The following is a 17,575-nucleotide window of genomic DNA, read 5'->3' on the forward strand; positions in this document are numbered from 1 at the left end:
CGTAATGGCGGTCATCGGGCCGTCCACGCCGCTGTTGCGCCATGTGTGAGCCAGTCGCAGACGGACTGCCCGCTCACGCCGAGTTGCCCGGCGGTGAGCTTGCGCTTGATCCTGTGTCCGCGCAACGACAGGGCCGCCGCTCGCGTGCGCGTGTCCCGATGCATGTGATTGATCGACAACTGCTGCAACGTCATTTCCTCGGCTTCGCTCAGTTCTACGACACACTTCATCCGCTACCCCGGCACGACGAAGGCGCCAGCAGGTTTGCGAAATCCAGTCGGATCTACCAGGAAACACTATCCTCCATGCCGTACATTTCGTAAAATCGATTGTTTTGATGGAACGCATCCACGCTATGAATAAGTTGGGGTCATGCGTTTCAAGGGCCTCGATCTAAATCTGCTCGTCGTGCTCGATGCTCTGATGACCGAGCGTAATCTCACCGCGGCGGCACGCAGCAAGGCCCAACTCAACGTCGTTCGCTACGCCGATGACTTTATTGTGACCGGTATGTCGAAAGAAGTGCTCGAATTCGAGATGCTTCCGGCGGTCAGGCAGTTTATGGCCGCTCAAGGTCTGGAGCGCTCGGAAGAGAAGTCCCGGATCACGAACATTGCAGACGGTTTCGATTTCCTTGGCCAGAACGTGCGCAAGTACGATGGCTACTGGCCCGGCGCCTGCCCGCTTTGCCCGCTCGAGGAACGATGTCACCCCGCGACTACCGACGCATTCGACGATGGGAACATGAGCATATAGTTGAGGCCATGCAGCGTCGGCTAGAGCGCAAGCCTGACGCAATGACCATCCGCAGAAGCACATGTCGAACATGTCTTCGGCACGCTGAAGCACTGGATTGGGGGTCACACACTTCCTGACCCGAACGCTCGGACGGGTCAGCACCGAAATGAGTCTACAGGTGTTGGCCTACAACCTGAAGCGCGTCGTGAAGATACTTGGGGTTGCCAAAACAATAGAGGTAGTGAGGATGGCTGGCACCTAGAGCCCGGAGGGGCTTTTTTTTTGCACTTGAAACGTTACGCTAACGCAGCCATGACTTACCAAACCAGATTAATCGGACCGATAGGCTCGGATGTGACGATCTGAAATCGGTTTCCATACGTCCTCGGCCAGTTCAGGACAGACATTTTGTCGCCCGACACGGAAGCGCTTCTTGTGCCAAATATCCCACTGCGCCGGGCGGGCACGCCCGAAGCGGTCGCAAAGATAGATCTTCGTCCTATGCTCGGATGCGGCGAGTTATCTCACGGGCACCGAGGCAGCAATCAATGATGGACGACACCTGTAATCGGCTGCACCTGGAGTAGACAAATCGCAGTTGATTTGAGCGACATCAATGGAACTCGCGTTCCTAACGGAATCCACGCAGCGAAATCGCAAAAGCAGAAAATAAGTACATCAAGGCACTACAGTTTCACCGTCCTTCCATGAAAGGGCATTATCTTTTGAGGTCAGCCCGTGAAATTGGGCGCTAGATCGAGGATGATATGCAACACAATGCCCGCAAATCCGAACAAGGTGACGGGGAGCACGGTCCCCACAACGAGGACGTCGTCATGCTGCATATCGCTTCCGTACGCGAAAGGCCTAGCTCAAAGTCCGAGACGGACCACGCGGTCCCTATTGTGCAGTGGTACGAGAGCGCGCTTACCGGCATCTTGGAGATATCGAAGGTACTTAGCGCCTCCTGCCGGCTCGAAGTCATGTTGGCCAACGTCGTCGATCTCCTGCAATCGTTTGTGCAGATGCGGCTCGGTATCGTCTCTCTCTTCGACGATGATGGCGTACCGGACATTACCGTTGGCGCCGGCTGGAGCGAAGGCAGCGATGAGCGCTACCGGATGCGCCTGCCGCAGAAGGCAATTGACCAGATCATGTCGACGGACAGGCCGCTCGTCGCCGAGAACGTAGTGGGGCATTCGGGCTTCAGTGCCGCCGACATGGGCGTGCTCGGTGCTTCCGACAACACGCGAGTGTCGTTCATCGGCGTTCCTATTCGCATCGACGCGAAGGTCGTGGGCACGCTGACCATCGACCGCATCCTGGACAATGGGTCTAACTTCCGGCTCGATTGCGACGTGCGGCTGCTTACTATGATCGCCAACCTGGTGGGGCAGACGGTGAAGCTGCATCGCTTATTCAAGAGCGACCGCGAGCGGCTGATGGCGGGGAGGGACGGGCTGCAAAATCAATTGTCCGAGCTCAAGTACCCTGCGCAGGAGCGTAAGAAGTTTCATGTCGAGGGGATCATTGGCGACAGTCCGGCGCTGCGCGGCCTGCTTGAGAAGATCGCGGTGGTAGCCAAATCGAACAGCACAGTTCTGTTGCGCGGCGAATCCGGTACCGGGAAGGAGCTGGTCGCCAAGGCCCTTCACGAGCTGTCGCCGCGAGCCAAGCGGGCCTTCATCAAGCTCAATTGCGCGGCGCTTCCTGAGACGGTGCTGGAATCCGAATTGTTCGGTCATGAGAAGGGTGCCTTTACCAGCGCCTTCAATTCGCGCAAGGGGCGCTTCGAGCTCGCCGACAAGGGGACGCTGTTTCTGGACGAGATCGGCGAGATTTCGGCCTCGTTCCAGGCAAAGCTGCTGCGCGTCCTGCAGGAGCAAGAATTCGAGCGCGTCGGCAGCAACCAGACCATCAAGGTCGATGTTCGCGTGGTTGCCGCCACGAATAAGAACCTAGAAGATGCGGTGGCAAGGAACGAGTTCCGCGCCGACCTTTATTATCGCCTCAGCGTGGTTCCCTTGCTGCTGCCGCCGTTGCGTGAAAGGCGCAGTGATATTCCGCTCCTCGCCGTTGAGTTTCTCAAGAATTTCAACAGCGAGAACAGCCGTACGCTGACCTTCGATGCGAACGCGATTGAAGTGTTGATGAACTGCGGTTTTCCCGGCAATGTCCGCGAGCTCGAGAATTGCGTGCAGCGGAGCGCGACCCTGGCGCCGGGACCAGCGATCGTGAGAAACGACTTTGCCTGCTGCCACGGCCAGTGCCTGTCCGCGATGCTGTGGAAGAGCAGATCGGACGAGATGGTGCTGCAGCCCGGGCCGATCGTACCAGTGCAAGTGAAGCCGGGTACGCCCCCGGCTGAGGCTGCTACGCCGGGCGCAGTTGCGGTCCCGCCTGTCGACAGCGAGCGGGCTCCGATAGTGCCTGGCCGTGCAGCTCTCGGAAGTGGTGCGAAGATGACCAACCGCGAGCGTCTCATCGCCGCCATGGAAAGATCCGGCTGGGTGCAGGCAAAAGCGGCGCGGCTGCTTGGACTGACGCCTCGCCAGATTGGCTACGCGCTGAGGAAATACGGTGTCGAGATCAAGCGTTTCTGAAAGCACTGTCGGACTTGCGGCGTGTCGGGGCCGCGACATCGCGACTGATGTGAATAGCTCAGACAAGTCAAGCCAGGGTTTGGCGCGGACCTTGGCATGATCACGATCGGAAGCGACCCAGTCGGCGCCAATTCGGTAATCGTCGAGAACAGCCCGGCCGACCTCAGGGGCGGTCGGTATCTCGAGTAAGGTGGTGCGAACGCGGCGCTGTCATCGCCGGTGCGTCGGCCATGTCGCGCTCGACCATCAGCCCACACCGGATGCGGTCAGCGACGCAAGCGGTGGTGTTCGATCCCGTTGAATTTCTGGAGGCGCGCCCGGGGTCATATCAGCGAGGCGACTCTGTCGCACGCCAACAAGATCGTGCGCCGTATGGGCGCTGTGGGCAGATGACCGGGAGTTCCGGGCAGAAGACACATCTGCCGCTGCGGTTGCGTAGTCAGCCCGGCTAATAGCAGGACAAAACGCTGACAACACGAGAAGAGTCGACCGATTGCTTAGGTAATCATGACGTGATGGCACGACAGGTTAGAGCGTGGTCGGCAAAGCCCGGGAATGTCCGAGCACCGTCGAGTGTGCGAAAGCGACGGGGAACCGATCAAGCGAAACCCGTCAGGCACAGCGGCACAGCCACATTGAAAGTCCGAATCTATGGTTGCAATCTACCTACCCATCATCGCCGATTGAAAACTTGGCAAACTGAGGGTGTCCATGGTGTGCTACGAATGCAAGCGCAGCGATTGCGTGAGCAATGCTTTATTGAAGATGAGGGCGGGCCCCTCGAAGTCGGCTTGCAGGAGCTGGCTTCAAATCACCTCAAGCTGCGCGGGTAAAGAGTCCGCGTGGTGAGCGTTGAGGAAAAGGCGGAGAGAAATTCTGTCAGATGAGTGCTGGTGAGACGAACGCAGAGCGTAGTGCCGGAAATCGGCCCGCTGCGTTCGACGTGGCGGGAGCTGGAAACGTGACCACGGTTGCCGGATTGCGGGCCATCGCGAAAGCGGTGGAATCACCACCGGCGCCTATCGGTGCGCGCGCCAGTTCTCGACCCTACCTGGGAGGGCCTGTGGGTTCGATTCCCACGGGCTACCCACCTACTGACATTCGTTGAGTCGAAGTTGGGATCGAGCGCGGCTGGCCGCAATGGCCAACATTAAGACATTCAGTAAAAGCGAGTAACAACCCAAGTTCGTTCCTCACGCATCAACACCCGTCTGCCTCGCCCGGCTTGATTCCGCCAAGGTATCGTGTGAGAGTTCGCGCAGAATTCCTCACTATCTCCGCCCAAGCGGAGTCCAGTCTCTCGCGGGGCATGGTCAGCGTAATGACACCGGCGAGTTGCCCGGACGGGCCGAACACCGGCGCGGCGATACCTGCCAATTGCGGATCGCGGTCTCCTGCTAGCGCGATGACCTGCTGGCGGCGGATCTGCTGACCGAGTGCCTTATCGCCCTCGTGGCAGTAGGCTCGCAACACCCGGCCTCCTGTGCCACGATCCAGCGGCAGTAGCTCGCCCGCGCGGATGTGATCTCGCACAGGCTGTGGCGAGTCGACGCGATACAGGCATAGCCGTTGCGCACCTTGACGTACGTGAAACGCGGCGCTTTCACCGGTCGCGGCCACCAGTTCCTGCAGCACGGGTATCACCAGCGACTCGCTGGAGGACGATTGCGCATAGATGGCATGCAGCCTTGCGACGCCGGACCCCAGCACGTAGCAGCCATCGGCGCGGCGCACCACGAGATGCGCATGTTCCAGCGACGCGAGCAGGCGCAGCACGGTGCTCTTGTACAGGCGCGTGCGTTCCGCGAGCGCGCTCAATGACAGCACGTGCGTGCCGTTGCCGAAGGCGGCCAGCAGGGTCAGCGCACGGTCGACTGCTGCCACGCCGCCGGCTGCCAGATTGTCGTCGGCCAACGATGCAATGGCGGGCTGTTTGGACATCGTGCTTCTCCTCAGACGGACCGTTGCAGCAACGCTTCCACTACGCCGAAGCCGAGGTGGCCAGCCGGATCGAGCTGTCGTAGTTGTGTGATCAACTGTGTGGCGGTTTCGCGTTCGCCGCGCCGCAGGCCGATGAAGGCGAGCGCCTTTAGCGTGAACAGCCAGAAGCGGGCGGGATCGGGCGCGTGGAAGTTCGCGTCTCCGGCTTGTACCATCTGCCAATCCTCATTCAACCCGGCGGCATGCGCAGCTGCTTTTAGTCCCAGATGGGCCGCGTGCTCTGCCTCATCGAGTTCGCGGCGTCCGGCATGGAATTTGTTGAGCAGATAGTAGGCGGCAAGGCTTCGCGGAGAGGTCAGCGTGACGCTCCACAGGACTGCGTCGATCTGCTCGGCCGGCGCGCCATGCAGGCCTTCGATGAGGCGCCGCACCGGTTCGCGGCCTTCGAGTTGACGCGTGAAGATTTTCTCCACGTCGGCCATCGTCACGCTGCTGTAGAGCACCACGTCGGGATAGATGAGCACGTTCGTGCGCTGATCGCACGGGCCGAGACAGCCCGAATACGTGATCGCGACGGTATCGGGCGCCTGGCGTTTCTGCTGTTCCGCCCAGAAGGCCTTCAGCAGCGCGGTCGAGCCCTTGCCCCCGGCGCCCCGCGGATGCGGCGGCGGCCGGTTCTCGGTGCAAGCAAACACATGTCGTTCTGGTCTGGCCATGACGATGTTCGTCAACCGAACTTGAACAGGATGCCGTGACCACCACGCGGGTAGTCCCACTCGATATTCTGGTGGTCGCTACAGAGGATGCGGCAACTGCCGCATTCGAGGCAGCCGTCGGTGATCAGCGTCACCGCGCCGTTGCCTTCGGCCTTGTAGCACGAGGCCGGGCAGACAAAGGTGCAACTCTTCTCGCTGCATTCGCTCCGGCAGACGTCGGCATCCTTGATGTGGACGTGCGGCCGTCCTGCATCGACGCGGTAACGGTTCTGGAACAGCTTTTCCTCTACGTTGACGGGTAGGGTGCTCATCGGAAGGCCCTCAGGAGTTTGTAGGCGTCACCCACGATGCCGGAAAGCGAACGGGCTTTGCGGAAGCTCGAAAAAATCTCGCGCTTCTTGCTTTTCTTGTCCTTACCGTCGACCGTGATCATCGTGCGCGCGGCGCGTGCCATGAGGTCGGGGTAGGTCGTGAAGAACTGCGGATTCTGGTGCAGCACGGCCGGCATGTCGCGGTACTTGTGCAGATCTTTCATCACGAAGCTCTGATCGAGCGCGGCCTTGTAGGCCTTGAGCGTGCCGGCGCGGTAGCCGTGGCCCGCGGCTTTCGCGTGGATCACCGTTTCGGCGGCGAGGCGTCCTGTGGTCATGGCAAGATTCGATCCTTCTCGGTGCGCGGCGTTCACGAAACCGCCTGAATCGCCAACGATCATCCAGCCGTGGCCGTAGACCTGCGGGATTGCGTGAAAACCGCCTTCGGGAATCAGATGCGCGCAATACTCCTTCATCTCGCCGCCCGCAATCAGCGGTGCGATCGACGGGTGCCGCTTCATCTTTTCGAGGAGCACATAGGGGCTCGTGCGGTTGGGGTTTTTCTTGAAGTCGCTCAGCATACAGCCCACGCCTATGGTGAGCGATTCCTTGTTGGTATAGAGGAAGCCAGTGCCCATCATGCCGTCGGTGATCCTGCCGACCATCTCGATCACGACGCCGTCGTCCTCGCCGACGTTGAAGCGCTGGCCGATCGTCTCCTCCGGCATGAAGAGAATCTCCTTGACGGCGAGCGCAACGTCGCCGGCCCCGATCTCTCCATGAAAGCCCGCCTTGCGCGCGAGCGTCGAATTCACGCCGTCGGCGAGCACTACCACGTCGGCATAGACATCGCCGTGCTCGCGGTCGCACTGCACGCCGACCACCCGGTCGCCGTCCATGATCAGTTCCTTCACCGTGGTCTCGCAGAGCAGCAGTGCGCCGGCTTCGCGCACTTTCGATGAAAACCACTTGTCGAACTGCGCGCGGATGATCGTGTAGCGGTTATAGGGCGGCTTGTTGTAATCCTCGCTGCGCACATGTGTACCGACAAACGACGTATCGTCGAGCATCCACATCCGCTGCTCGATGATGTGGCGCTCCAGCGGCGCATCGTCGCGGAAGTCCGGGATGATCTCTTCGAGCGCCTTCGCGTACAGGATCGCACCCTGAACGTTTTTGCTGCCCGGATATTCGCCGCGCTCGATCTGCAGCACTTCCAGACCTGCCTTGGCCATCGTGTAAGCGGCAGCGTTGCCGGACGGACCGGCGCCGACCACAATCACATCGAACTGTGAAGGTTTTCTCATCGTGATTCTCCTCAGGCAACCTGCTTGCGGCGCCGGGTCAAATGCTCAACAAAAGCCTGCTTCAGCGCGGGCAGTACTTGCAACGCATTGCCGACAATCCCGTAGTGTGCGAAATCGAAGATGGGTGCGTTCGGGTCGGTGTTGATCGCCACGATCACGTCTGCGCTTTCCATGCCCACGCGGTGCTGGATCGCCCCGGATATGCCCGCGGCGATGTAGAGTTTGGGCCGCACCGTCTTGCCGGTCTGTCCCACCTGGCGCTCCCCCTCGACCCAGCCGGCCTGCACGCATGGCCGGGTCGCACCCACTTCGCCGCCGAGCACGTTCGCCAGTTCGAACGCCAGCTGGAAGTTTTCCGGGCTCTTCAACCCCTTGCCGCCGCTCACGATCACATCGGCATAGGGCAGGTTGATCCGGTTGCTGCTCGCATCCGGGATAAAGTCGAGCAGCCTCGTGACGATGTCCGTCTCGACCATCCCCAGCGTTCCATGGACGATATTGCCGGTGCGTTCGGCGTCGCGCAGCGGCATCGGCATCACGCGCGGGCGCACCGTCGCCATCTGCGGACGGTACGCGAGCGTCATGATCGTGCACAACAGCGAGCCGCCGAAGGTGGGGCGCGTCGCCGCCAGCGCACGCGACGCGGGATCGATGTTGAGTTCGGTGCAATCGGCGGTCAGCCCGGTCAGCAGGGTCGTCGCTACGGAGCCGGCGAGGTCGCGGCCCATCGACGTCGCGCCCAGCAGCAGGATCTCGGGCTGATGCCGGTTGACGAGGTCGGTCAGCCCTTTCGTGAACGGCTCGTTGCGATAGCCTTGCAAGACCGGGTCGTGGACGATGTACGCATCGTCCGCGCCGTAAGTGAAGGCTTCTGCGGCGAACTGTTCGAGCGGTTCATTCGCGCCGCCGAGCACCGCGATGCCCACTCGGCTGCCGAGCGTGTCGGCCAATTTGCGCGCTTCACCGAGCAGTTCCCACGAGACGCTGTGCACGTGTCCACGATCGTGCTCGATAAAGACCCAGACGCCTTTGTAGGCCTTCAGGTGTTTCGGCAGTTCGAGGTTGCGTCCTGCGCGGCCGGCGGGTTTCTTCGCGGGGGCGGCGGGTGCGTTCATGAACCCTCCTTCATCAGCAGGTCAGCTTCCAGGGTAGGATGGCGCGTGAAGATCTTTTGCAGCAGGTTCACCGACACGTCGCAAAGACTCGATGCGTCGAGGTCGAGCATCTCCGCTTTCTCGCTGCGCGGCGTCGGTCCAAAGACTTTGCTGACCACTGTCGGCGAGCCCTTCAGGCCGATCTTGCTGAGATCTTCGATGCAGGCCTGTTCGCAGTTCCATTTGTGCACCGGATAGCCGGCCGCATGAATCATCGCGGGCAGCGTCGCAAAGCGCAGTTCGTTGGTGTTCTCCAGCATTGTGATCAGGCACGGCAGCGCCGTCCTGAGCACGTGCACGCCTCCCTCGGCGCGGCGCTCGACGGTGATCGTGCGCGCATCGAGAGCGGTCTCGACGATGCGCGACACGTAGGTCAGCAGTTGCAGCCCGAGGCGTTTGGCGATACCGGGGCCGACTTGCGCGGTGTCGCCGTCGATCGTCTGCTTGCCAGTGAACACGATGTCCACCGCCTGCTCCTTCGCGATCTGCTGGATACCCGCTGCCAGCGCGTACGACGTAGCGAGCGTATCCGCGCCAGCGAATGCACGGTCGGTGAGCAGCACGGCGTCGTCCGCGCCGAAGCTGATGCACTTGCGCAGCGCTTCCTCGGCCTGCGGCGGGCCCATGCAAAGCAACGTGACCTTGCCGCCGAAGCGGTCCTTCAGTCGCAGCGCCTCTTCGAGTGAAAACAGGTCATACGGGTTGACGATCGCCGGAACACCCTGGCGCATGATCGTGTTGGTGACCGGATGAACGCGGATCTGCGTCGAGTCCGGGACCTGCTTGATGCAGACGACAATGTGCATGGTCTTAACGATGTGCATGGTCTTGCTCCACCTGTCAGGCAAGGGTGCGCGCGGGCAGCGACGCGCGCAGACTGTCGAGTGAAACGTGCTGCCGCCCATTTGTGTTCCGGAACACCTTGAACACTTTTTCCTGCGCCGGCGTGGAGGTGACGAAGTCGCCGTAAGCCTTCAGCAGCAGCGCGTGATACGACGCGAACAGGGCGGGTTCGTCGCCTTCCGGCAGCGCGTCCTGTTGCTGGATGTACTGAAAGAAGCGCTTGAGGATGTGCAGTCGACTCACGTTGACGACCTTCTGGTCGAACGGGATGCCGAAGAACTGCAGGAAGTCCTCGGCTGAGGACAGCGCCTTGAGTTGCTGGACAAAGCTTTCCATCGCGTCTACTCCTTGCAAGCGGATGAGGATAGGTGTGGGCAGAACGTCGGCTCGGCGAAGTACTTGTCGCAGGCGCCGCTGGTGGCGCACGGTGTCGTCGTGCCCGACTGTCCGGGTTTCGCGACGCACTCCGTGAAGCCGACCACAGCGCCGCTCATGACAATTCTCCGACGGTGTAGCGCAACTCGATCAGGAAGCGATACAGGTCGGCGGCGCTGGGCGCTTGCTTGTGCTGGGTGGCATGGTGGCGGATACGGGTCAGCAGCAGCACGAGCAGCTTTTCACTGACGGGCAGGCCGAGCGCGTCATAAGCCTGGCGCACGCTTTGCGAACCCGAATGCTTGCCGAGCACGACCGAGCGTTCGCGACCGAGTTCGGCGGGATCGAAGCTCTCGTAGGTCGATGCATTCTTCGCGAGCCCGTCTGTGTGGATGCCGGACTCGTGCGTGAATACGCTGGCGCCGACAATGCTTTTGTTCAGCGCGACCTGGCGTCCTGAAGCCCGTTCGACAAGCCGAGAGATGCTCAATAGCGCGGTCGTGTCGATGCCGGTGTTGCGACCCATGATATGGCGCACGCCCATCACGATCTCCTCCAGCGCGGCATTTCCGGCGCGTTCGCCGAGACCATTGACGGTGGTGTTGGAGTGGGTTGCGCCGGCGCGCAGTGCGGCAAGGGTGTTCGCGGTCGCGAGCCCGAGGTCGTTGTGCGCGTGGATTTCGATTTCCAGATCGACCGCGTCGTGCAATCGCGCAATCGCTTCATAGGTCGAAAAAGGATCGAGGACGCCGAGCGTGTCCGCAAAGCGGATGCGTTGCGCACCGCACTGTTGCGCGTGCCGCGCCACGTCGTCGAGGAACGAGGGGTCCGCGCGCGAAGCATCCTCCGCGCCCAGCGAAACCTTGCGGCCGCTTTTGACGGCGGCGCTGATTACGCGATTCACCTGCGCGAGCACCCATGAGCGCGGCTGGCGCAACTTGTGTTGAAGGTGGATATCGGAGACGGGAATCGACAGGTGAATGATGTCGGGATTGCAGCACAAGGCCGACGCCAGGTCCGCGTCGGTGAGACGGCCCCAGACCATCAGATCGGCGTCGAGATTCAGCGCGACGATGGTCCGGATGCAATCGATTTCCTCGGCACCCATTGCGGGGATACCGATTTCCAGTTCGGGTACCCCGGCGCTTGACAGCGCCTCGGCAATCGCGCATTTTTCGGCAACCGTGAATGCGACGCCAGCGGTCTGTTCGCCGTCGCGCAGTGTGGTGTCGTTGATGATCGGATTCGACACGGGAAGTTGTCCTTTAGGCATTTGATCATACGGTTTGCAAGTACTGCGCCATGCACGGTTAGTGCGAATAGCCGCTTGCCGCAGGGCTTTCCGGTGTTCGCTGGCGCTGTGATGAAGCGGTTCCAACGAAGACCTGTCGCGAATGTCCTGTTTCGAACAGCCAGGTGTAGCGATGAACACGGCGCTGCAGAAAGCGATGCGCGATGCGATGGGCGTGGTCAGCCAGGACGTGCGGACGCGGTCGGCGCGATTATGCAAACGCTGTAGGGATTGGTTATCCATAGGAACGGAGATGCGGGAAGATAAACACATGCGGCGGCTATCAGCGCGGCTATGACCGCTATGGCGCTTGAAGAGGCCGCACGGCGCAAAGGACGCATGCCCTCAACGCTCACGCGCGAGCTCGCGCGTATGTGGCGGCAGTTCGATCGTCAGGTCGGCGTCGCGCAGCTTCACGCAGCACGCGAGACGCGATTGCACGTCAAGGCCCCACGCATTGTCGAACTGGTTGTTCTCCTCGTCGTCGGGAGGCGCCAGTCAGTGAGATCTTCATGATTGCCTCACACGGAAAACGAACTGCCGCAGCCACAGGTGCTCTGCGCATTGGGGTTGTGAATGACGAAGCGCGAACCTTCCAGGCTGTCCTCGTAGTCGACGCGCGCGCCGGGCAGGTATTGCTGGCTCATCGAATCGACCAGCAGCGTGACGCCGTCCGTGACGGTCTGCATGTCGTCGTCCGCCACCTGGTCGTCGAACGCGAAGCGGTACTGCAAGCCCGAACAGCCGCCGCCGGACACGTACAGCCGCAGCTTCAGGTTGGGATTGCCTTCTTCCTCGATCAGCGAGGCCACTTTCGCAGCGGCCTGAGGCGTGAATTCGAGTAGGCCGGGCATGACGCCGGGTGTGGCGGAAGCCGGTTGGGTGAGCGTCTCCATGGAGGTTCCTCTCAGGCTTGAATGGACTCACTTCGGGTTAGACGAGCAGGTCGGTTGCTCGGCGAGTAACAGGTCGTCGGCTGCTGCGCGTCGAATCGTCTGGCGCGAGCGAAAGTCAGACACTGCCGCCTTGATCGCGTCCTCGGCGCGAGAATCGAGCAGTGGATCTCGACCGGCGGCAATGGCAGTTCCTCGACGATCTGATGCGTGCACAACGTCCCGGAGCGCATGCCACGCGTCGTGGACGCCGCCGTGCATTTGGCACGCGATCCGCATGCGCGGCCCGAGCCCCACGAGGTCCAGACAATCTCGTGCGGGTCCCCGTTGACGAGCGCGCTGACCTGCTCGCGGGCGAGTTCCATCGCTTCTTCGCCGACCCAGCCGTAGGCATGCGAACGGCTGGCGGAATTGCCGTACATCTCGGTCAGGTAAGGCAGCATGCGTCTGATCACGCGCGGATTGACCGGCGTGGTGGCGGCATGATCCAGATGCACCGGGTTGGCGCCGCGCGGATGGAGGCTGGTACTGACGCGTTGGAAATCCGACATTGCAGGCTCCTGAAAGCGGGGGTAGTGCGACCTTCAGGGCAACTTCCATGCCAGTGGATTTTCACGCTCTAGTGGCCTCTTTCAGCTGGGCCGCTGTTGTTTCGCTGTTGTTTTTGTGTCGATGCGCCCGACGAGTGAGGATTGCCGCCGTTCTTTTTGTCGGATTTGTCGTTAACATCGAAAGCGCGCAGCGCACGAAGGGGAAGTCAACGGTGAACATTCAGGCAAGCGTTGGACTGCGTCTACGAGGTGAGCAAGACGCTGGTTTCGTCGCTCGATGTGGCGAAAGCCTTCCGCGAGTCCCCGAATTATCTTGTGCAGACGATGGAGTGGCGGCGCGCCTTTGTGGTGCTGGCCGAACCGGACGGGCAACTGCGCGGCCTGAGCGCTACGGGACTCTCGCGTGACGAGCAGCAGCGGACGACCACACGTTCGCGAAATCGCAAGCCGGGGAAGCCAGAGGGTGAACGCGAACGATTGATCTGGTTTGTGCGGGTCCCTCTCGCTGGTTCAGAACATGCTGTCCGGGTCGTGTGAGATTTGTCGCAACACCGACACGACGCAACGAAATTGTAGGGATACGTCGCGCGCCGGGATCAAACAGAACTGCGAAATATATCCTAACCCATTGATTCCTGGCGTTCTTGTCGAGTGGCATGGATCTGGCTCTATGGCTTGCGCGCGGCCGCCGTTGGTTGCGAGGAGATATCCATGCAAGCGAGTTCAAATGCGAGCGACTTGCCCGCAGCGGCCTATATCAGCATTGGGCAGATTAAACCGCTCGGTGTGAAGATCGAAGACCCGTCCACCGGTGGCGGCTGCGGCACGCACGGTGGCGAGGGTAAGGCCAGCTGCGGCGTGTCGGGTAGTCTCGACGACATGCCGCCGGACATCTGGGAGAAGGTCAAGAATCACCCATGCTACTCGGAAGAAGCCCATCATCACTATGCGCGCATGCATGTGGCGGTGGCGCCGGCTTGCAACGTCCAGTGCAACTACTGCAACCGCAAATACGACTGCTCGAACGAGTCGCGTCCCGGCGTGGTCTCTCAGAAGCTAACGCCGCAACAGGCAGTGAAGAAGGTCGTGGCGGTCGCAAGCGAGATTCCACAGATGACGGTGCTTGGCATTGCCGGTCCTGGTGATTCGCTGGCGAGCCCGAAGAAGACCTTCGAGACGCTCCGGATGCTGCAGGAACAGGCGCCGGACATCAAGCTGTGCCTGTCGACCAATGGCTTGGCGTTGCCCGACCTCGTGGACGAAATCTGCAAGTACAACATCGACCACGTGACAATCACCATCAACATGGTCGACCCGGCGGTGGGCGAGAAAATCTATCCGTGGATTTTCTGGAAGCACAAGCGCGTGACCGGTTACGAAGCAGCCCGAATCCTTCATGACCGGCAAATGAAGGGTCTCGAGATGCTCACCGCACGCGGCGTGCTGACCAAGATCAACTCGGTGCTGATTCCCGGCATCAACGAGGACCACCTGGTCGAGGTCAACCGCGACGTCAAGAAACGCGGCGCGTTCCTGCATAACATCATGCCGCTGATCTCGGAGCCCGAGCACGGCACTCACTTTGGCCTGAGCGGCCAGCGCGGACCGACTGCGCAGGAACTCAAGGCCGTGCAGGACGCCTGCATGGGCGGCGCCAACCTGATGCGTCATTGCCGCCAGTGCCGCGCGGATGCGGTTGGCCTGCTGGGCGAGGACCGCAGCGAGGATTTCACCCTTGACAAGATCGAGCAGATGGAAGTGGTCTACGACCTCGACCGCCGCCGTGAATACCAGCAGCGCGTCGAAGCCGAGCGTCAGGCGCAGCACGACGCGAAGCAGGAAGCGCTGGCTGTCTCTCGCGAGATCGACGTCGCCGACGACATGAAGGTGCTGGTCGCGGTCGCAACGAAGGGCGGCGGCCGGGTCAACGAGCACTTCGGCCACGTCACGGAGTTTCAGATCTTCGAGGTCTCGGCAGCCCAAGCGCTGTTCGTCGGCCATCGCCGGGTGGACCTGTATTGCCGGGGCGGTTACGGCGACGACGAGCAACTACCGTCGGTCGTGCGCGCGCTTCGCGACTGCCACGCGGTGCTGGTCGCGAAGATCGGCGCCTGCCCGAAAGACGAACTGGCGCAAGCGGGCATCGAGCCGGTCGATCAGTACGTCGGCGAATTTATCGAAAAAGCGGTGCTTGCTTGGTTCAACGACTACCGCAGTCGCATCGCCAGCGGCGCCATTGTGCACCTAAACCGCGGCGATGCTTCGATCCGCCAGGGCGCTTACACCTCGTCAGCCTCAGCGGCGTGACACACCCTTCCAGACAGGACAACAGGAGAGCCGCCATGCCTCTGAAGATTATTGCGTCCACCTGTACGGGATGCTCGGCCTGCGAACCGGAATGCCCCAATGTCGCGATCAGCGACAAAGGCGGCGTGTTCGCGATCGACCCCAAGAAATGCACCGAATGCGAAGGCCACTTCGACGACCCGCAGTGCGTCGCCGTGTGTCCCGTGGACGGCTGCATCGTTCAGGTTTGAGTCTGGCTCGTGGCCGGCCCGGCCATTCATCCATCAGGAGACTACGCATCATGCTGTCCAACGTAACTGTTACGAGCGCCGCCGAGAAGTTCATGCGTCGTATCGTGCGCTTTTCGGGCCTGCCGGCTGGGGCCGGCTTTCGTCTGGTGGCGAGCGCCGGCGGCTGTTCCGGCTATACCGCGAAATTCACCGCCGAGCCGGCGCTGCAACCAGGCGAACAGGAACTCGACATCAACGGCCTGCGCGTATTCCTGCCGGCTGAGAGCCGGCTGATGCTCGAAGGCATAACGATCGATTTCGCCGACACGCCAACCCAGTCCGGCCTGATCTTCTTCAATCCGAACCAGGCCGCTTGTGGTTGCAGCAGCAGTGCGGAATCGGCGCCGCCGGGCGTGGCGACCATCGATGTCAGCGCGATTGGCCGCGGGCGGCCGCCGCTGCCGCGTCAGATCTCTTGAAGAGGAGCGATGGCGATGGAGTCCGGCGACCGTGCCCTCGACGACGTAATGACCGCGTTTGCGCAGAGAGCGATTGGCGGCGGCTTGCCGTCGGGCGTCAATGCATTGATCGCCGAGGCGGGTCGGTTGCGCGAGCGCCCCGACGAGGCGCTCGCGCTGTTGCAACGCGCCCGCGCCGCCGCGCCGCGCCATCCGGTGCCGTTGATCGCGCTGTACCGCTTTTACTTCTACGGCCATCAATTGGCGCAGGCGCGTGCGATCGGCGAAGACGCGCTGGCGGTCGCCCGCACCGCGCTGGGCTCAGATCTCGGCGACGAACCGCTTGCGGCCGCGATCGTGACCACGCGTTATGACGCGGCCGCGCGTTTTTATCTGTTCACGCTGAAGGGCCTCGCGTACCTCAACATGCATCTCGGCGACTTTGAAGAAGCGCGCATGCGACTGCGCGAATTGCGCCGGCTCGATCCCGAAGACCGGGTGGGGGGCGCGCTGCTTTCGCAGGTCTTGGATCGTCATGAGACCGGCGTCGGGTCCGACGATGCAATGGATGCGCCGAGCGCTTATCCGACGCGCGGCTGGACGGGGACGCAACCATGAGCGTACAGAACGTGCGCGTACCAGGCGGCGACATTGCACCGCGCCACTGGCAGGGCGGCCCGCTCGACTGCGCCGGCTGCGGGTACGTGCGGTTGCGCGAGTTGCCGGCGGAGCACGGTTGCGGGCCAGCGAGTCACGCCGGTGTGTTTTGTCTGCCCGCATTGCTCGGCGACCCCGACGAGATGGGCCGGCTGCAGCTCGCATTGCGATTGCCGCAGGCGCAACTGGCGCGCCTGATCCACGATCCGCATCGCGAGGTGCGGATTCGCGTGGCGCAGCGCCTGTCGCCTGCTGCATTGATCGGCATGCGGGGCGATGCCGACGCCAGCGAGGTCGAGGTACGCCGCAGCGTTGCCGAGCGTCTGCCCGCCACGCTGCTATCGCGCCTCGCGTTCGATCCCGATTGGCGAGTGCGCTGGCAAGTCGCGCGGCGCGCCGCTGGCGAAATCGTGGCGTCGCTCATGGATGACGCGGACGAAGAGGTGCGCGCGCTCGCGCGGCGGCGCCGGCGGTCGGGCGAGGTCGCGAACCTGATGACCACCGGACAGACGCAACGATCAGCAGGAGTGAAGCATGGCTGACATCAACCGCGATGACGACCTGATCGAGGTCGCGTTTCCCCCGCGCTTCAACTACGGCGAGCGCGTGATCGCACGCGCGGTGATCCGCAACGACGGCACCTACAACGGCAAGGACATCGGCGAAGTGCTGGTGAACAAGGGCGAGATCGGCTACGTCACCAGCATCGACACCTTCCTTCAGCAGTTCTATATCTACGCGGTGTATTTCGTCGAGAGCGGCCACCGTGTCGGCATGCGCGCGAAAGAGCTATGCACGCTCGACAACCTGCCGGACGACGTGGTGCAAGGCTTGGGCGAGCGGGCCGAAGCGCTGCACAAGATCGGCACGCGGGTCCAGCCGGAAACGTCGCAACCGCAGGAGCCGTCAGCATGAGTATCGAACCGGTTCAGCCTGCTTATCAGTGGGGCATGCGCGTGATCGCGCTGGATGACCTGTGCAACGACGGCAGCTTTCCGGAGCGCGGCCAGGACGATTGTCTGGCCGAGGCGGGTACGGTCGGCGAAATCGTCAACGTCGGCCAGGTGATTGAGAGCGGCGAGCCGGTCTATCTGGTGGAGTTCGGCAACTGTGTCGTCGGATGCACGGAGAATGAAATTGCGCCCGCACCCGCCGGCCTGCTACCCGAAGAAGGAGCCATGTCATGACGGTTCAGGCGAGCGCGCCAGAAGCGGCGGCGCC

Annotated in this window: 19 protein-coding genes and 3 pseudogenes; 10 read left to right on the forward strand and 12 right to left on the reverse strand. The window is 62.0% G+C overall.

The features are described 5' to 3' along the window. Nucleotides 1–11: 11 nt before the first annotated feature. On the reverse strand, nt 12–230 hold the full coding sequence (locus B0G75_RS36755) for a hypothetical protein (protein ID WP_106285665.1): 219 nt from the start codon (nt 228–230) through the stop codon (nt 12–14). Nucleotides 231–468: 238 nt separating this feature from the next. Here B0G75_RS36755 and B0G75_RS41695 point away from each other — a divergent pair. Both B0G75_RS41695 and nifA read left to right on the forward strand, forming a co-directional pair. Beyond that, nucleotides 469–1,000 (forward strand): annotated as a pseudogene (locus tag B0G75_RS41695) (transposase); the annotation flags it as partial. Nucleotides 1,001–1,505: 505 nt separating this feature from the next. Then, nucleotides 1,506–3,341 (forward strand): nif-specific transcriptional activator NifA, encoded by a 1,836-nt coding sequence (gene nifA / locus B0G75_RS36770; RefSeq protein ID WP_106285666.1) that lies wholly within the window; start codon nt 1,506–1,508, stop codon nt 3,339–3,341. A gap of 1,200 nt (nt 3,342–4,541) precedes the next feature. On the opposite strand, the gene B0G75_RS36775 is transcribed toward nifA, so the two are convergent. From B0G75_RS36775 to B0G75_RS42125, 11 genes and pseudogenes are all read right to left on the reverse strand, one after another. Further along, complete coding sequence (locus B0G75_RS36775) at nt 4,542–5,282, reverse strand: IclR family transcriptional regulator (RefSeq protein WP_106285667.1); 741 nt, start codon at nt 5,280–5,282, stop codon at nt 4,542–4,544. Between the two features lie 11 nt (nt 5,283–5,293). Continuing rightward, nucleotides 5,294–5,998, reverse strand: coding sequence for a ferredoxin (locus tag B0G75_RS36780; protein ID WP_308705950.1), 705 nt, complete (start codon nt 5,996–5,998; stop codon nt 5,294–5,296). An 11-nt stretch (nt 5,999–6,009) separates the two neighbouring features. Further along, on the reverse strand, nt 6,010–6,309 hold the full coding sequence (locus tag B0G75_RS36785) for a ferredoxin family protein (RefSeq protein WP_106285668.1): 300 nt from the start codon (nt 6,307–6,309) through the stop codon (nt 6,010–6,012). Next, nucleotides 6,306–7,616, reverse strand: coding sequence for an FAD-dependent oxidoreductase (locus tag B0G75_RS36790; RefSeq protein ID WP_106285669.1), 1,311 nt, complete (start codon nt 7,614–7,616; stop codon nt 6,306–6,308). The genes B0G75_RS36785 and B0G75_RS36790 overlap by 4 nt, the downstream gene beginning before the upstream one ends. A gap of 11 nt (nt 7,617–7,627) precedes the next feature. Then, a complete protein-coding gene (locus tag B0G75_RS36795; RefSeq protein ID WP_106285670.1) occupies nt 7,628–8,731 on the reverse strand; it encodes an electron transfer flavoprotein subunit alpha/FixB family protein in 1,104 nt (367 codons plus the stop codon). Continuing rightward, a complete protein-coding gene (locus tag B0G75_RS36800) occupies nt 8,728–9,576 on the reverse strand; it encodes an electron transfer flavoprotein subunit beta/FixA family protein (protein WP_106314631.1) in 849 nt (282 codons plus the stop codon). The genes B0G75_RS36795 and B0G75_RS36800 overlap by 4 nt, the downstream gene beginning before the upstream one ends. A 34-nt stretch (nt 9,577–9,610) precedes the next feature. After that, on the reverse strand, nt 9,611–9,949 hold the full coding sequence (gene nifW / locus B0G75_RS36805; RefSeq protein WP_106285671.1) for a nitrogenase stabilizing/protective protein NifW: 339 nt from the start codon (nt 9,947–9,949) through the stop codon (nt 9,611–9,613). Nucleotides 9,950–10,103: 154 nt separating this feature from the next. Beyond that, on the reverse strand, nt 10,104–11,240 hold the full coding sequence (nifV, locus tag B0G75_RS36810; protein WP_106285722.1) for a homocitrate synthase: 1,137 nt from the start codon (nt 11,238–11,240) through the stop codon (nt 10,104–10,106). 384 nt (nt 11,241–11,624) lie between these two features. Next, a pseudogene (locus tag B0G75_RS36815) lies at nt 11,625–11,777 on the reverse strand (2Fe-2S ferredoxin); the annotation flags it as partial. 23 nt (nt 11,778–11,800) lie between these two features. Then, entirely contained in the window at nt 11,801–12,175 is a 375-nt protein-coding gene (erpA, locus tag B0G75_RS36820; protein ID WP_106285672.1) for an iron-sulfur cluster insertion protein ErpA, read from the reverse strand. A gap of 293 nt (nt 12,176–12,468) precedes the next feature. Then, nucleotides 12,469–12,723: pseudogene (locus B0G75_RS42125) on the reverse strand (aminotransferase class V-fold PLP-dependent enzyme); the annotation flags it as partial. Nucleotides 12,724–12,972: 249 nt separating this feature from the next. On the opposite strand from B0G75_RS42125, the gene B0G75_RS42130 reads away from it, so the two are divergent. The 8 genes from B0G75_RS42130 to B0G75_RS36870 all read left to right on the forward strand — a co-directional run bounded on the left by B0G75_RS42130 (nt 12,973) and on the right by B0G75_RS36870 (nt 17,541). Further along, nucleotides 12,973–13,260, forward strand: a complete 288-nt coding sequence (locus B0G75_RS42130; protein ID WP_374956949.1) for a hypothetical protein — start codon at nt 12,973–12,975, stop codon at nt 13,258–13,260. A gap of 174 nt (nt 13,261–13,434) precedes the next feature. Then, on the forward strand, nt 13,435–15,030 hold the full coding sequence (gene nifB / locus B0G75_RS36840; RefSeq protein ID WP_106285673.1) for a nitrogenase cofactor biosynthesis protein NifB: 1,596 nt from the start codon (nt 13,435–13,437) through the stop codon (nt 15,028–15,030). A gap of 35 nt (nt 15,031–15,065) precedes the next feature. Next, nucleotides 15,066–15,260 (forward strand): 4Fe-4S binding protein, encoded by a 195-nt coding sequence (locus tag B0G75_RS36845; protein WP_090811334.1) that lies wholly within the window; start codon nt 15,066–15,068, stop codon nt 15,258–15,260. Nucleotides 15,261–15,310: 50 nt separating this feature from the next. Further along, nucleotides 15,311–15,718 (forward strand): iron-sulfur cluster assembly accessory protein, encoded by a 408-nt coding sequence (locus B0G75_RS36850; protein WP_106285674.1) that lies wholly within the window; start codon nt 15,311–15,313, stop codon nt 15,716–15,718. Between the two features lie 15 nt (nt 15,719–15,733). After that, nucleotides 15,734–16,315 (forward strand): hypothetical protein, encoded by a 582-nt coding sequence (locus B0G75_RS36855; protein WP_106285723.1) that lies wholly within the window; start codon nt 15,734–15,736, stop codon nt 16,313–16,315. Then, nucleotides 16,312–16,896 (forward strand): 4Fe4S-binding leucine-rich repeat protein, encoded by a 585-nt coding sequence (locus tag B0G75_RS36860; RefSeq protein WP_106285675.1) that lies wholly within the window; start codon nt 16,312–16,314, stop codon nt 16,894–16,896. The genes B0G75_RS36855 and B0G75_RS36860 overlap by 4 nt, the downstream gene beginning before the upstream one ends. Next, on the forward strand, nt 16,889–17,269 hold the full coding sequence (locus tag B0G75_RS36865; RefSeq protein ID WP_106285676.1) for a nitrogen fixation protein NifZ: 381 nt from the start codon (nt 16,889–16,891) through the stop codon (nt 17,267–17,269). The genes B0G75_RS36860 and B0G75_RS36865 overlap by 8 nt, the downstream gene beginning before the upstream one ends. After that, the gene (locus tag B0G75_RS36870; protein ID WP_071336673.1) at nt 17,266–17,541 is read left to right on the forward strand and encodes a nitrogen fixation protein NifZ; all 276 of its coding nucleotides are present in this window, start codon (nt 17,266–17,268) and stop codon (nt 17,539–17,541) included. The genes B0G75_RS36865 and B0G75_RS36870 overlap by 4 nt, the downstream gene beginning before the upstream one ends. The last annotated feature ends 34 nt before the right edge of the window (nt 17,542–17,575 follow it).

Source organism: Paraburkholderia sp. BL18I3N2 (assembly GCF_003001875.1).
Lineage (GTDB): Bacteria > Pseudomonadota > Gammaproteobacteria > Burkholderiales > Burkholderiaceae > Paraburkholderia > Paraburkholderia phytofirmans.

Excerpts from the sequence above, each read along its gene's own strand:
- B0G75_RS36860 (WP_106285675.1), top strand. The coding sequence starts at position 16,312 with ATGAGCGTACAGAACGTGCGCGTACCAGGCGGCGACATTGCACCGCGC.
- B0G75_RS36865 (WP_106285676.1), top strand. The coding sequence starts at position 16,889 with ATGGCTGACATCAACCGCGATGACGACCTGATCGAGGTCGCGTTTCCC.
- B0G75_RS36795 (WP_106285670.1), bottom strand. The coding sequence starts at position 8,731 with ATGAACGCACCCGCCGCCCCCGCGAAGAAACCCGCCGGCCGCGCAGGA.
- B0G75_RS36780 (WP_308705950.1), bottom strand. The coding sequence starts at position 5,998 with ATGGCCAGACCAGAACGACATGTGTTTGCTTGCACCGAGAACCGGCCG.
- B0G75_RS36755 (WP_106285665.1), bottom strand. The coding sequence starts at position 230 with ATGAAGTGTGTCGTAGAACTGAGCGAAGCCGAGGAAATGACGTTGCAG.
- nifA (WP_106285666.1), top strand. The coding sequence starts at position 1,506 with ATGCAACACAATGCCCGCAAATCCGAACAAGGTGACGGGGAGCACGGT.
- nifB (WP_106285673.1), top strand. The coding sequence starts at position 13,435 with ATGCAAGCGAGTTCAAATGCGAGCGACTTGCCCGCAGCGGCCTATATC.
- B0G75_RS36850 (WP_106285674.1), top strand. The coding sequence starts at position 15,311 with ATGCTGTCCAACGTAACTGTTACGAGCGCCGCCGAGAAGTTCATGCGT.
- erpA (WP_106285672.1), bottom strand. The coding sequence starts at position 12,175 with ATGGAGACGCTCACCCAACCGGCTTCCGCCACACCCGGCGTCATGCCC.
- B0G75_RS36870 (WP_071336673.1), top strand. The coding sequence starts at position 17,266 with ATGAGTATCGAACCGGTTCAGCCTGCTTATCAGTGGGGCATGCGCGTG.
- B0G75_RS36775 (WP_106285667.1), bottom strand. The coding sequence starts at position 5,282 with ATGTCCAAACAGCCCGCCATTGCATCGTTGGCCGACGACAATCTGGCA.
- B0G75_RS36855 (WP_106285723.1), top strand. The coding sequence starts at position 15,734 with ATGGAGTCCGGCGACCGTGCCCTCGACGACGTAATGACCGCGTTTGCG.
- nifW (WP_106285671.1), bottom strand. The coding sequence starts at position 9,949 with ATGGAAAGCTTTGTCCAGCAACTCAAGGCGCTGTCCTCAGCCGAGGAC.
- B0G75_RS36790 (WP_106285669.1), bottom strand. The coding sequence starts at position 7,616 with ATGAGAAAACCTTCACAGTTCGATGTGATTGTGGTCGGCGCCGGTCCG.
- B0G75_RS36845 (WP_090811334.1), top strand. The coding sequence starts at position 15,066 with ATGCCTCTGAAGATTATTGCGTCCACCTGTACGGGATGCTCGGCCTGC.
- B0G75_RS36785 (WP_106285668.1), bottom strand. The coding sequence starts at position 6,309 with ATGAGCACCCTACCCGTCAACGTAGAGGAAAAGCTGTTCCAGAACCGT.
- B0G75_RS36800 (WP_106314631.1), bottom strand. The coding sequence starts at position 9,576 with ATGCACATTGTCGTCTGCATCAAGCAGGTCCCGGACTCGACGCAGATC.